The organism is Streptomyces sp. NBC_00820 (assembly GCF_036347055.1).
Classification (GTDB): domain Bacteria; phylum Actinomycetota; class Actinomycetes; order Streptomycetales; family Streptomycetaceae; genus Streptomyces.
Map to the genome: position 1 here is coordinate 1717340 of NZ_CP108882.1, position 12904 is coordinate 1730243.

A 12904-nucleotide genomic window follows, 5' to 3' on the forward strand; every position below is an offset into this window, starting at 1 on the left:
AGTGACGGCGTGGGCGACGGCGCGAGCGGACGACCGCTGATCGGTGTGAGCACGTACCTGGAGAGCAGCGCGCGCTGGGGCGTGTGGGACATGGCGGCGGTCCTGCTGCCCGCCGCGTATCCGCGCCATGTGCAGCGCGCGGGCGGGGTGGCCGCCCTGCTGCCGCCGGACGAGCCGGAGCGGGCCGCCGCCGCGGTGGCCCGGCTGGACGGGCTGGTCGTCGCGGGCGGACCCGACGTCGATCCGGGACGGTACGGCGCCGAGCGCTCCGCGCTGACCGGACCGCCCGCGCCGGAGCGGGACGCGTGGGAGCTGGCGCTGATCGGGGCGGCGCTGGCGGCCCGGGTGCCGCTGCTGGGGGTCTGCCGGGGGATGCAGCTGCTGAACGTCGCCCTCGGGGGGACGCTGGTGCAGCACCTGGACGGCCACGCGGAGATCGTCGGCGCGTACGGCCGGCATCCGGTGAAGCCGGTGCCGGGGACCCTGTACGCCGCGATCGCGCCGGAGGAGACGTCGGTGCCGACCTATCACCACCAGGCGGTGGAGCGGCTCGGGGAGGGACTGGTGCCGAGCGCGTACGCGGTGGACGGGACCGTGGAGGCGGTGGAGCTGCCGCCGGAGCGGGGATGGGTGCTCGGGGTGCAGTGGCATCCGGAGCTGGGTGAGGATCTGCGAGTGATGCGGGCGCTGGTCACGGCGGCGTCCTGAAACCGGGCTGCGGCCTCCTGGCTCCCCGGCTCCCCGACTCCGGCCCACCGGCTCTCCGGCCCCCGGCTACGGCTCCTCGGCCGGGCGGGGCTACGGCTCCACGGCCGGGCCGGGCTACGGCTCCTCGTGGTCGCCGTACGGCCGGGTGAGGATCTCCATGGCGTGACCGACCGGGTCCTGGAAGTACAGGCCGCGTCCTCCGTAGCGGTGGTTGATCTCTCCGGCCTGTTTCATGTGGGGATCGGCGTAGTAGGTGATCCCGTCCTGCTGGATGCGCCCGAAGGCCGCGTCGAACTCGTCGTCGGAGACGAGGAAGGCGTAGTGCTCGGAGACGATCGACTCGGCGGGGACGGTGGCGAAGTCGAGGGTGACCCCGTTGCTGGTGGCCATCGGTATGAACGGGCCCCACTCGTCCCCGGGCTCGAGCCCCAGTACGCGGCCCAGGAACTCGGCCGATTCCCGCTTGTCCCGGGCGTGGACGATGGTGTGGTTCAACTGGACGGACATGTGCGAACCCTTCCGTAAGACAACCTCACGGACATCTCCATGCTAGCTTGATCTTTAACGTGCCGCGTCGAATGGCGCGTCGAACTTGATCACTCGGTCCGGTAATCGCCGTACGTCAAAGCGGCCTTCGTCTGAACATGTGCTCCGACCAAGGAACACACACGTCCAGCACGAAGGCCGTGAAGATGAGTCTGCTGCATCGTGGTGCCCGACAAGAACCGCTGACGCAACTGTCATGCTTCCGGGGCGAGTTCTACTCCTGCCTGACCGCTCGTTCGGATGCGCTGTTCGAGCTGGCCGACGCTGTTCTGTGCGGTGACGGACCGGTGAGGTCGCTGGCCGAGCTGTCACTGGTGGGCGAACACCGCCGCGGACACGGAGGGCTCTATGCAGCAGTTTCCCGGGGAGGCATCGATGCCGACCGGCTGCGGCAGGCGCTGGCCGCGGTGCCGCTGCCGCGTGCTGCCGACGGCCGGCTCGTCCTGGCTGTCGATGTCACCTGCTGGCTGCGGCCCGATGCCCACACCTCACCGCAGCGGATCCTGTGTCACACCTATGGCCGGGGCAAGGACCAGCACATCCCGATCCCCGGCTGGCCGTACTCGATCATCTGCGCGCTCGAGCCCGGCCGCAGCTCATGGACTGCACCCCTGGACGCGTTGCGACTGGCACCCGGCGACGACACCGCCACCGTCACCGCCCGACAACTGCGTGACCTGGTCCAGCGACTGATCACAGCCGGGCAGTGGCACGCGGGCTCGCCGGACATCCTCATCGTCGCGGACGCCGGATACGACGCGCCCCGCCTGGCCTTCCTGCTGAGAGACCTGCCGGTCCAGGTGCTGGCCCGGATGCGCTCGGACCGGGTTCTGCGCCGGGCCGTCCCGCAGCGCCAGCCTCACATCCTGGGCCGCCCGCCCCGACACGGCAGCGAGTTCGTCTTCGGCCAGCCCGACACCTGGGGCACCCCGGACACCAAAACCGTCACCGACACACGCCTCTACGGCCAGGCCACCGCCCGCTCCTGGGACCGACTGCACCCCAAGCTGACTCACCGTTCCTCCTGGGCCGCAGCCGACGGCACGCTCCCCATCGTCGAGGGCAGCGTGATCCGCCTGGACATCGACCAACTGCCCAGCGGCGCAACTCCCAAGCCGGTCTGGCTCTGGTGGTCAGGCACCGACGCCACCCCGGCGGACACCGACCGTCTCTGGCAGACCTACCTGCGGCGATTCGATATCGAGCACACGTTCCGCCTGTTCAAGCAGACTCTCGGCTGGACCTGTCCGAAGATCCGCACCCCCGAGGCGGCGGACCGATGGACCTGGTTGATCCTCGCCGCCTACGCGCAACTCCGTCTCGCTCGCCCGCTCGCAGCCGACCTGCGTCGTCCCTGGGAGAAACCCAGTTCTCCAGACCGACTCACACCCGCCCGCGTCCGCCGCGACTTCCGGCACATCCGCCCACAAGCCGCCTGCCCAGCCCAAGCACCGAAATCCTCCCGACCCGGTCCCGGACGACCACCGGGCCGAAAGAACACCCGGCCCACACCCCGCCACGACGTGCACACACCCCGCAAAACACAGCCAGCGAAACGGCAAACGAAGAAGTTAACCACCCCACGACCACGCCGCACAGGTTAAAGATCAAGCTAGGGCCTGTCGTCAAAGTCCCGTCGTCCGCCCGGAGGGCCGCAGCGCCTCGCCCAGCACCCGGGGCGCTTCGGCCAGCGACGGGCCGTACCAGGTCAGGTGCCGTCCGCCGACCAGGGCGCAGGGCAGGCCGGGGAAGGCCTCCGGGCCGTCGTCGGCGGTGAAGCGGTAGGGCTCGTCGGGGAGGACGACCAGGTCCGGGGCGGCCGCGCGCAGTTCGTCCAGGGGGACGCGGGGGTAGCGGTCGGGGTGGGCGGCGTAGAGGTGGTGGACGCCGAGGCGGGCCAGGACGTCGCCCGCGAAGGTGTCCCGGCCGAGCACCATCCAGGGGCGGCGCCAGACGGGCACGACGGCCGTGACGGGTTCCGCGGGGGCCGGGAGCGCCGTCCAGGCCGCCTGCGCCTCGTCCAGCCAGCGGGGCCGTGTCCTCGCGCCGGACGCGGTCAGTACCCGGTCCAGTTCCAAGAAGGCCTGCGGGAGGGTGCGCACCTCGGTGACCAGCACCTCCAGGCCGGCGGCCCGCAGGGCGTCCAGGTCGGGGGCGCGGTTCTCCTCCTCGTTGGCGATCACCAGGTCGGGGGCGAGGGCGATGATCCGGTCGGTGTCCGGGTTCTTGGTGCCACCGACGCGGGTGACGTCGAGGCCCGCCGGATGGGTGCACCAGTCCGTGGCACCCACGAGGGCACCCGGCAGGGTGACGGCCACGGCCTCCGTCAGGGACGGGACGAGCGAGACGACCCGCACTAACGGGACCGGTCCTGGACCGCCTCGATGTGCTCGGCGACCGCGACCACGATCACCCGGGTGTCCGGGACCGTGGCCCGCCAGCGGTGGCGCACCCCGCCGGTCAGGTAGAGGGTGTCGCCCCGGCCGAGGCGGTAGGCGCGGCCCTCGGCCTCGATCTCCACCGCGCCGTCGGCGACGTACATCAGCTCGTCGTTGCGGTGACGGAACTCGCGGCCGGCGTCGTGGTCGCCGGTGAACTCGGAGGCGTGCAGCTGGTGATGGCCGCGCACCAGGGAGCGGGTGCGCGGGTCGAAGTCGCCGTCGGCGACGGGCGCGGCGCGTACGACGTCCACACTGCACGCGGGGTCGGCGGCGGCGAGGAGCTCCACGGCCGTGGTGCGCAGCGCGTCGGCCAGTTTCTCCAGGGAGGTGGGGCTCGGGCGGGCCTTGTCGTTCTCGACCTGGCTGAGGAAGGGCACGGAGAGTCCGCTGCGCTCGGCGACGACCGCGAGGGTGAGTTCCAGCGTGCGACGGCGCCGCCGCACGGCCGCGCCCACCCGCACGGACTGCTGCTCCTTGTGGTCGCCCATCGCTCCGGCTCCCTCCTTCGCGCGTTCGTGCCGCTGCTGTCCGGGTGCCCCTCGGCGGGCGCACCTCCTCTGATGAGTTGTGTGCACCCTACGCATGTTCGGCAAACCGCCGCATGCGCCTGTCACATCCCTGCCACGCCCGCGGCCCGTACCCTCACGGTTCACGCCAGGGCACCGGGCCGCCGGGTGAAGGACGTGTCTCCTGCTTCAAGGCGCGAACGTGCTCAGGTGTTCCCCCGGGGCCGCTCTCGTCGCGCTCTGTGGTTGGCCGGATCCCTCCTGTCGCGAGGAGGCCGCCGGATCCCGTCCTTCTCGGCGGCCCCGCCGGGTCCCGCTCCGACGGGGACACCACGAGGGGCGGGCGGCGGCGACGCGTCCGGTCGGACGTGCGGCCGCGGCCCGCCCCTCGTGGCGGCCGTCCGGACGGGGTCAGGTCACCCGGAAGCCTGGCTCTTTCCCTGCGTGCGGGCGACGGGCGCCCACTTGTCGGCGAGGCCCGGGTTCTCGCGCAGCCAGGCGCGGACGGCGCCCTGCTCGTTGCCCTTGCCCGCCTTCTGGATCCGCGCCTCCAGGCCGGTGAGCTGCTTCTCGGTCATGGAGAAGTTCTCGAGCCACCTGCCGACCCGGGGGTTGTCGGCGGCGAAGCCCTTGCGGGCCAGGGTGTGCACTCCGTCGCCGCTGCCCCAGGCGCCCTTGGGGTCCTTCAGCTTCTTCAGGCCGTAGTCGCTGTACGCCCAGTGCGGCGACCACAGGGTGACGACGACCGGCTGCTTCTTGGCGTAGGCGCGCTTCAGCTCGGCGAGCATGGCCGGGGTGGAGCCGTCGACGACGTCGTACGAGCCCTTGAGGCCGTACGCGTCGAGGACCTTGTCCTTGAGCAGGCCCATCATGCCGGCGCTGGGCTCGATGCCGACGATCCTGCCGTCGAACTCGGAGGCGTGGGCCTTCAGGTCCGCCAGGGAGTCGACGCCCTTGACGTACGAGGGGACGCTCAGCTCCAGGGAGGTGGGGCCGTACCACTTGCCGATGTCGTCCAGCCGGTCGCCGAACTTCTTCCAGTACTCGGCGTGCGTGGTGGGCAGCCAGGAGTCGGTCTCGAAGTCGAGCTGGCCGGTGGCGAGGCCGGTGTAGAGGGGGCCGGCGGCGTACTGGGTGACGGTCACCTTGAAGCCGCGTTCCTCCAGCAGTTCCTTCCACAGGAAGGTGGAGGCGATGCCCTCGTCCCAGGGGATGTAGCCGATCCTGATCTCCTTGCCCTTGCCGACGTCGGTGCCGGAGGCCGCGGAGGTCTCGGAGGGGGAGCCGAAGATCCCGATGCCGCCGGCGGCCAGCGCGAGGACGACCACGCCGATGACGGCGACGCGCGGGCGCGGCCGGTACGACCAGACGCTCGGCCGGGTCTTCGCGGCGGCCCTGCGGCCCAGCGGGGAGAGCTGGGTGCCGAGCGCGCTGGTCATCCGGTCCAGGTAGATGGCGAGGACGACGATGCCGACGCCGGCCTCGAAGCCGAAGCCGATGTCGAGCTGTCCGATGGCCTCGTTGACGGCGCCGCCGAGTCCGCCGGTGCCGACCATGCCGGCGATGACGACCATGGACAGGCCGAGCATGATCACCTGGTTGACGCCGGCCATGATGGTCGGCAGGGCGAGCGGCAGCTGCACCCGCAGCAGGGTGGCGCGCGGAGTGGTGCCGAACGCGTCGGCGGCCTCGACCAGTTCGGGGTCGACCTGACGGATGCCCAGCTCGGTCATGCGGACGCCGGGGGCGAGCGCGAAGATCAGGGTGGCGATGACGCCGGCCGCGGTGCCCAGCCCGAAGAAGAGGATGGCCGGGATCAGCAGGACCATCGACGGCATGGTCTGGAGCAGGTCGAGCACGGGCCGCACGGCGGCGCTGACCGCCTTGGAGCGGGCCGCCCAGATGCCGAGCGGGATCGAGATCACCAGGGCGATGACGGTGGCGACGAGGACCAGGGACAGCGTCGACATGGCCCGGTCCCACAGGTCGAGCGAGTCGACGAGGGCGAACCCGGCGAAGGCGAGGACACCCGCGACCAGGCCGCGCAGCCACCAGGCGAGCACGGCGAGGATGCCGGCCAGCAGCAGCGGCGCGGGCGCGGTGAGGACGGCGTCGATGCCGTCGTACATGCCCTCCACGACCGCGCGGATCGCGTCGAAGAGCCAGGCCAGATGGGCGACGAGCCAGTCGACGCCGGAGTCGACCCAGTCGCCGAGGTGCAGCCTAGGCACGGGCGGTCACCTTCTTCCCGCCGTCGCGGTCGTTGTCGCAGGCCCTGGGCTCGCCCGTCTCGTCGCCGAGGAAGCCGACCAGACGCCTGCGGGGTACGACGCCCACGAGCGCGCGGTCGCCGTCGAGGACGGCCACGGGGTGGCTGAGCCGGGCGCTGAGGGCGCACAGGTCGGTGAACGGCGTGTCCGGGGCCGCGGTCTCGCAGGCGCAGTCGGCCTCGTCGCCGCGCACGTCGGTGTCCATGACGGCGGCGGCGGTCAGGACGCGGGAGCGGTCGACGTCCTGGATGAAGGAGGCGACGTAGTCGTTCGCCGGGCGCAGCAGGATGTCCTCGGCGGTGCCGTTCTGGACGATGCGGCCGTCGCGCATGACGGCGATGCGGTCGCCCAGGCGCATGGCCTCGTTGAGGTCGTGGGTGATGAACACGATGGTCTTCTTCAGGGACTTCTGCAGTTCCAGGAGCTGGTCCTGCATGTCGCGGCGGATCAGCGGATCCAGGGCGCTGAAGGACTCGTCCATCAGCAGCAGCTCGGCGTCGGTGGCGAGGGCGCGGGCGAGGCCGACGCGCTGCTGCATGCCGCCGGACAGCTCGTCGGGCCAGGAGTCCTCCCAGCCGGCCAGGCCGCACAGGGCGAGCGCCTCGTCGGCGCGGCGTTCGCGCTCGGCGCGGGGCACGCCCTGCACGGCGAGGCCGTAGGCGGCGTTGTCGCGGACACTGCGGTGCGGGAAGAGCGCGAAGTGCTGGAAGACCATGCTGATCTTCCTGGCGCGGACCTCGCGCAGCTCGCGGTCGGTGAGCGCGGTCAGCTCCTGGCCGTCGAACAGCACCCGGCCGGCCGTCGGTTCCAGCAGGCCGTTGAGCATGCGCAGCAGGGTGGACTTGCCGGAGCCGGACAGGCCCATGACCACGAAGATCTGGCCCGGTTCGACGGTGAAGGACGCGTCGATCACGGCCGCGGTGCTGCCGTCGGCCCGCAGCTCGTCCCGCTCGGCCCCCTGCCGCAGCCGCTCCACCGCCTGGTCCGGTCGTCTGCCGAACACCTTGAACAGGTGCTCGGCCTCAAGGCTGGATGACACGCGTACCTCTCGTCTCGGCCGGCAGAAACGGAGCGGCGGGCCGGTGGCCCAGGAACAGTTGAACGGGCAACCGGCAGCGCTCCGAGGCCGCGTCTGCCCTCCTTCCACAAGGGCAAACGCACAAGTGGCCCGCTTCACGGCGATGCGCACACCGCAACGCGTTCCGCCACGGGAACGGGCGCTCCGGCGCGACGGCCCGGTGCCGGTGCCATGCGGCGCGACGCGACCCGGTGTCGGTGCCGTACGGCATGATGCGAGCGTGACCGGACGACTCATGCTTCTCGACACCGCCTCGCTCTACTTCCGCGCCTACTTCGGCGTGCCGGACTCGGTGCGAGCACCGGACGGCACGCCGGTGAACGCCGTGCGCGGGCTGCTGGACTTCATCGACCGGCTGGTCAAGGACCACCGGCCGGACCGGCTCGTGGCCTGTATGGACGCCGACTGGCGGCCCCAGTGGCGGGTGGACCTCATCCCGTCCTACAAGGCGCACCGGGTCGCCGAGGAGCACGAGAGCGGGCCGGACGCGGAGGAGGTCCCGGACACCCTGGCCCCGCAGGTCCCGGTCATCGAGGACGTGCTGGACGCGGTCGGCATCGCCCGGGTCGGGGTCGCGGGGTACGAGGCGGACGACGTGATCGGCACGTTCACGGCGCGCGCGGACGGCCCGGTGGACATCGTCACCGGCGACCGCGACCTGTACCAACTGGTGGACGACCGGCGCGGGATCCGCGTGCTGTACCCGCTGAAGGGCGTCGGCACGCTGCAGCTGACCGACGAGGCGGTGCTGCGCGAGAAGTACGGGGTCGGCGGGCCGGGGTACGCGGATCTGGCGCTGCTGCGCGGCGACCCGAGCGACGGTCTGCCGGGGGTGCCCGGCGTCGGCGAGAAGACGGCCGCCAAGCTGCTGGCGGAGTTCGGTGACCTGGCCGGGATCATCGCGGCCGTCGACGACCCGAAGGCGAAGCTCACGCCGACGCAGCGCAAGCGGCTCACGGAGGCGGCGCCGTATCTCGCGGTCGCGCCGAAGGTGGTCCGGGTGGCCGGTGACGTACCCCTGCCCGACGTCGACACCGCGCTGCCGCACGCCCCGCGCGACCCCGCCGGGCTGGACGCGCTGGCGGCCCGCTGGGGGCTGGGCGGCTCCCTGCACCGCCTGCTGACGACGCTCGCGCAGTGATTCCAAGGGAATTTTCCGGCAAAGGGATCACCGGCGATCCCCGGAAAGAGGTGCCACTCGGGGCAGGATGCTAACTTAGGTATACCTAACCAGTGTTGCAGGAGGTCGTCATGGCGGAGCGTCCGGCACGAAAGCCGCGCAAGCCTCATACCGCCCAGGTCGTGCGCACCGAGCGGCTCACCCCGCACATGCAGCGTGTGGTGCTCGGCGGCGACGGCCTCGCCGGCTTCACGGCGGACACCTGCACCGACCACTACGTGAAACTGCTCTTCGGCCCCGAGGGCGTGACCTACCCGGAACCCTTCGACCTGGACCGGATCCGCGCCGAGTTCCCCCGTGACCAGTGGCCGGTGACCCGGACCTACACGGTCCGCGGCTGGGATCCCCAACACCGCGAACTGACCCTGGACTTCGTCCTCCACGGCGACGCGGGCCTGGCCGGGCCCTGGGCCACCCGGGTCAGGCCCGGCGAGAGCGTGCGCTTCATGGGCCCCGGCGGCGCCTACGCGCCCGATCCGGACGCCGACTGGCATCTGCTCGTCGGCGACGAGAGCGCGCTGCCCGCGATCGCCCGCGCCCTGGAGACCCTGCCGGCCGGCGCCCGCGCGCACGCCTTCCTGGAGGTCTCCGGACCCGAGGAGGAGCAGAAGATCGACTCCGACGTGGAGGTCGTCTGGCTGCACCGCGGCGACCGTCCGGTCGGCGCGGCCCTGCTCGACGCCGTACGTTCCCTGGAGTTCCCCGAGGGCCGGCTGCACGCCTTCGTGCACGGCGAGGCGGGCTTCGTGAAGGAGCTGCGCCGCATGCTCCGCGTCGACCTCCAGATCCCGCGCGAGGACCTCTCCGTCTCCGGCTACTGGCGCCTCGGCCACGACGAGGACGGCTGGCAGGCCTCCAAGCGCGACTGGAACGCCCGTATCGAGGCCGAGCAGGAGGGCGACGCGGCCGCGTGAGGGGCCGGGGGCCCACGCGCCGAGCGTGTGGCCGCCGACCGGCTTGGCGAGTGTGCGGGGTGGTTCAGTCGCTCCGGAGGCGGGCGTGGAAGTGCATGTCGTGCCAGCCGTCCGGATGCTGCAGAGCGCTGCGCTTGGTGCCCTCCAGTGCGAAGCCGGTCTTCGCCGCGACACGGCAGGACGCCGGGTTGGCGGTGGAGTGGAAGAGTTCGAGGCGGTGCAGACCGACCTCCTCGAACGCCCACCGCGTCACGGCGGTGGTGGAACGGGCGGCGACCCCCTGACCCCGGGCGCGGGCCACCGTCCAGTACGCGACCTCGGCCACGCCCTCGCCGAGCAGCATCTCCCGCAGCGCGACCCGGCCCCGCAGCTCGTCCGTGTCCTCGTCGACCACGGCCCACTGGGCGCCCCGTTCCTCCCTCCACATCGTGTGCCATTCCTCGATCCAGCCGGCGACCTCCTCCTCGGAGTCGGCGGACTTGATGTGCCACTGAAGGATGACCGGGTCCTGGAAGGCCGCGTGGATGGCGGACGCGTCCTCGGCCCGCCAGGGGCGGAGCAGCAGACCGTCACCGGTCGGGAGGGCGGGCTGCGGGTTGCGGGCGACGGTTCCGGCGGCCACCACCGGGCGGGTGAGAACAGGCATGCCGGAATCCTGCCAAGGCATCGGCCCGCGCCCCAGCCGTTTTCCGCGAACGGCTCCCCCGCTCACCCGTCAGGGCGCCGACAGGCCGCCGTACCCTTGGGTCCTGATGAGACGCCGTACGCCACCCCCGCCCGCCCCACTCCCCCAGCGCGACGGGGTCGACCCGGTGCGGGTGCGGCTGCCGTTCGACGGGACGTGGGCCACGGTGCGCGAGCACCTCGTGGAGCGGCTGACGGGGGCGGGCCCCGGCGTGATCGAGTCGATGCTCGGCGCGGGGCTGATCGTGGACGCCGACGGGCGCGCGGTGGCACCGGATGCGCCGTACGAGCCGGGGATGTTCGTGTGGTTCCACCGGGACCCGCCGCCGGAGGTCCCGGTGCCGTTCCCGGTCGAGGTGGTGTACCGCGACGCCCACATCGTCGTCGCCGACAAACCGCACTTCCTCGCCACCACCCCGCGCGGCAGCCATGTCACCCAGACCGCGCTGGCCCGGCTGCGGCACGGACTGGACCTCCCGGAGCTGACCGCCGCGCACCGCCTGGACCGGCTCACCGCCGGACTGGTGCTGTTCATCGTGCGGCCCGGGGAACGGGGCACCTATCAGACGCTGTTCCGTGACCGCCGGGTGCGCAAGGAGTACGAGGCCCTCGCGCCGTACGACCCCACGCTCCCCCTGCCCACGACCGTACGCAGCCGGATCGTGAAGGAACGCGGGGTGCACGCCGCGCGGGAGGTCGAGGGCGAGCCGAACGCGGTGACCCGGGTGGAACTGGTCGAGCGCCGCGAGGGGCTGGGCCGGTACCGGCTGACCCCGGAGACCGGCCAGACCCATCAGCTCCGGGTGCACCTCACCACGCTCGGCATTCCCATCCTCGGTGACCCCCTGTATCCGCAGGAACTCGCGCCCGCGCCGGTGAACGACTTCCGGCGCCCGCTGCAACTACTGGCCCGGAGGCTGGAGTTCACCGACCCGGTCACCGGGGCGGAGCACGCCTTCGTCAGCGCGCGCACGCTCGAGGCGTGGTCCGCCCCGGACCGGTGGGCCGACGGGGAGTAGCCCCCTCCCGGCTCACTCCCCCCACCACCACCGCAACATCCGCCGCCACACGCTCTCCCGCGGGGACGGCTCCGGGACCTGCGAAGTCACCGGCGGCCCCCCGGCAGCCGGCGGGTACGGGGGCCGGGGCAGCGGACGGGGCTCCGCCCCGGGCGCGGGAGGCGTCCGCAGGGCGCCGGTCTGCTGCCACGTGCCGCGCGGGGGCGGGACCGGCGAGGAACTCGGCGCCAGCTTCACGTCCTGCTGGGGCTTGGGATCGAAGCGCACCGGAAGGGCCACCAGGTGCCGGGAGGCGATCGACGAACGCCAGGCCAGCTCCGACTCCGCGCAGGCCAGCTGGACATCCGGCAGCCTGGTCAGCAGGGCGTCCACACCGACGTCGGCGACGGCACGGCCGATGTCCTGACCCGGGCACTCGTGCGGGCCGCCGCCGAAGGCGAGGTGGGAGCGGTTGCCCATCATGTTGGCCCGGGGTTCGGGCCGGACGCGCGGGTCGGCGTTGCCCGGGGCGGGCGCGAAGAGCAGCCCGTCGCCCTTGCGGATGCGCTGGCCTCCCAGCTCCGCGTCCTGCTTGGCGTAGTAGCCGAGGACGGTGCTGAACGGCGGTTCGTCCCACAGGGACTGCTCGATCGCCTCCGGCACGGTCATCTGCCCGCCGTTGAGCTGGGCGCGGAAGCCCGGCTCGGTGAGCACCATGCGCAGCGCGTTGGCGAGCAGGTTGGCGGTGGCCTCGTACGCCGCGAAGAGGACGAGGCGCAGGTGTTCGCGGACCTCGTCGTCACTGAGGCCGGCCGGGTGGGTGACGAGGTGCGAGGTGAAGTCGTCCTCGGGCCGGGCGCGGCGGCGGGTGGTGAGCCGGCTCAGCGCGTCCATCACGTACGCGTGGCTCTCGATGGCGGTCTCGGTGCCCTTGAGCGCGTCGCGGGCGGCCTGCACCATCCGGTCGTTGTACTCCTCGGGCATGCCGAGGATCTCGCACATGACCGCCATCGGCAGGTGCTCGGCGAACTGGGAGACCAGATCGGCCCGGCCCTGCTCGCAGAAGCCGTTGACCAGCCCCTGGGTGTAGCGGCCGATGTGCCGGCGCAGGCCCCGGTGGTCGATGGTCGCCATGGCGGCGGTGACCGCCGCGCGCAGCCGCTGGTGCTCGTCGCCCTCGGCGTGCGAGCAGATGGGCTGCCAGGCGATGTGCGGCATCAGCGGGTGGTCGGGCTTGACCATGCCCTCCAGCAGCGGTGTCCAGACCCTGCTGTCGCGCGTGTACTGGGAGGGGCTGCGGACGAGCTGGAGGTTCTCGGCGTGCCCGAGGACGACCCACATCGGTACGTCGTCGTGCAGGAGCACGGGCGCCACCGGGCCGTACCGCTCGCGCAGCCGCTCGTAGAGGTCGCCCAGGTCCTCCGCCTCGGCGCCGTAGAGCCGGTGGAGTCCGCCGGGGCCGAGGCCGTGCGCCGGGCAGCCCGGCGGCGGTCCGGGCGCGGGGTCGTGGGTTCCGGTCAGGGAGGGAGATTCAGGCGTCACAGTGGTCGCTCCGGAACGAAGGAACGGATGGGACGGA

12 protein-coding genes are annotated in these 12904 nt (G+C 72.3%); 5 read left to right on the plus strand and 7 right to left on the minus strand.

Annotated features, from left to right (window positions below; translation table 11 throughout):
• Nucleotides 1–9: 9 nt before the first annotated feature.
• Nucleotides 10–708 (plus strand): gamma-glutamyl-gamma-aminobutyrate hydrolase family protein, encoded by a 699-nt coding sequence (locus tag OIB37_RS07890; protein ID WP_330456807.1) that lies wholly within the window; start codon nt 10–12, stop codon nt 706–708.
• A 114-nt stretch (nt 709–822) separates the two neighbouring features.
• Here OIB37_RS07890 and OIB37_RS07895 read toward each other — a convergent pair whose 3' ends face one another.
• Nucleotides 823–1215 (minus strand): VOC family protein, encoded by a 393-nt coding sequence (locus OIB37_RS07895; RefSeq protein WP_330456808.1) that lies wholly within the window; start codon nt 1213–1215, stop codon nt 823–825.
• Nucleotides 1216–1400: 185 nt separating this feature from the next.
• Here OIB37_RS07895 and OIB37_RS07900 point away from each other — a divergent pair, with 185 nt between their 5' ends.
• Nucleotides 1401–2858 carry an NF041680 family putative transposase gene (locus tag OIB37_RS07900; protein ID WP_330455968.1) on the plus strand — a complete coding sequence of 486 codons (1458 nt, stop codon included), beginning with the start codon at nt 1401–1403 and terminating at the stop codon, nt 2856–2858.
• Nucleotides 2859–2879: 21 nt separating this feature from the next.
• Here the strand turns inward: OIB37_RS07900 and OIB37_RS07905 are convergent, their stop codons facing one another.
• The 4 genes from OIB37_RS07905 to OIB37_RS07920 form a co-directional block, all read right to left on the minus strand.
• Complete coding sequence (locus OIB37_RS07905) at nt 2880–3611, minus strand: helical backbone metal receptor (protein WP_330456809.1); 732 nt, start codon at nt 3609–3611, stop codon at nt 2880–2882.
• On the minus strand, nt 3611–4183 hold the full coding sequence (locus tag OIB37_RS07910; RefSeq protein ID WP_330456810.1) for a helix-turn-helix domain-containing protein: 573 nt from the start codon (nt 4181–4183) through the stop codon (nt 3611–3613). The genes OIB37_RS07905 and OIB37_RS07910 overlap by 1 nt, the downstream gene beginning before the upstream one ends.
• A gap of 434 nt (nt 4184–4617) precedes the next feature.
• Nucleotides 4618–6432: an ABC transporter permease/substrate binding protein gene (locus OIB37_RS07915; protein ID WP_330456811.1), complete on the minus strand. Its 1815-nt coding sequence runs from the start codon at nt 6430–6432 to the stop codon at nt 4618–4620.
• Nucleotides 6425–7510: a quaternary amine ABC transporter ATP-binding protein gene (locus tag OIB37_RS07920; protein WP_330456812.1), complete on the minus strand. Its 1086-nt coding sequence runs from the start codon at nt 7508–7510 to the stop codon at nt 6425–6427. The genes OIB37_RS07915 and OIB37_RS07920 overlap by 8 nt, the downstream gene beginning before the upstream one ends.
• Before the next feature lie 259 nt (nt 7511–7769).
• Between OIB37_RS07920 and OIB37_RS07925 the strand changes: the two genes are divergently transcribed.
• Nucleotides 7770–8690, plus strand: coding sequence for a 5'-3' exonuclease (locus OIB37_RS07925; RefSeq protein WP_330456813.1), 921 nt, complete (start codon nt 7770–7772; stop codon nt 8688–8690).
• 110 nt (nt 8691–8800) lie between these two features.
• On the plus strand, nt 8801–9643 hold the full coding sequence (locus OIB37_RS07930; protein ID WP_330456814.1) for a siderophore-interacting protein: 843 nt from the start codon (nt 8801–8803) through the stop codon (nt 9641–9643).
• Nucleotides 9644–9707: 64 nt separating this feature from the next.
• On the opposite strand, the gene OIB37_RS07935 is transcribed toward OIB37_RS07930, so the two are convergent.
• Nucleotides 9708–10289, minus strand: coding sequence for a GNAT family N-acetyltransferase (locus tag OIB37_RS07935; protein WP_330456815.1), 582 nt, complete (start codon nt 10287–10289; stop codon nt 9708–9710).
• 106 nt (nt 10290–10395) lie between these two features.
• On the opposite strand from OIB37_RS07935, the gene OIB37_RS07940 reads away from it, so the two are divergent.
• A complete protein-coding gene (locus tag OIB37_RS07940) occupies nt 10396–11346 on the plus strand; it encodes a pseudouridine synthase (RefSeq protein ID WP_330456816.1) in 951 nt (316 codons plus the stop codon).
• 12 nt (nt 11347–11358) lie between these two features.
• Here OIB37_RS07940 and OIB37_RS07945 read toward each other — a convergent pair whose 3' ends face one another.
• Nucleotides 11359–12867 (minus strand): cytochrome P450, encoded by a 1509-nt coding sequence (locus tag OIB37_RS07945; protein WP_330456817.1) that lies wholly within the window; start codon nt 12865–12867, stop codon nt 11359–11361.
• Nucleotides 12868–12904 lie beyond the last annotated feature (37 nt).

Bases quoted from the DNA above. Each gene is read 5' to 3' on its own strand.
- OIB37_RS07895 (WP_330456808.1), bottom strand. From the start codon at position 1,215: ATGTCCGTCCAGTTGAACCACACCATCGTCCACGCCCGGGACAAGCGG.
- OIB37_RS07900 (WP_330455968.1), top strand. From the start codon at position 1,401: ATGAGTCTGCTGCATCGTGGTGCCCGACAAGAACCGCTGACGCAACTG.
- OIB37_RS07910 (WP_330456810.1), bottom strand. From the start codon at position 4,183: ATGGGCGACCACAAGGAGCAGCAGTCCGTGCGGGTGGGCGCGGCCGTG.
- OIB37_RS07930 (WP_330456814.1), top strand. From the start codon at position 8,801: ATGGCGGAGCGTCCGGCACGAAAGCCGCGCAAGCCTCATACCGCCCAG.
- OIB37_RS07935 (WP_330456815.1), bottom strand. From the start codon at position 10,289: ATGCCTGTTCTCACCCGCCCGGTGGTGGCCGCCGGAACCGTCGCCCGC.
- OIB37_RS07940 (WP_330456816.1), top strand. From the start codon at position 10,396: ATGAGACGCCGTACGCCACCCCCGCCCGCCCCACTCCCCCAGCGCGAC.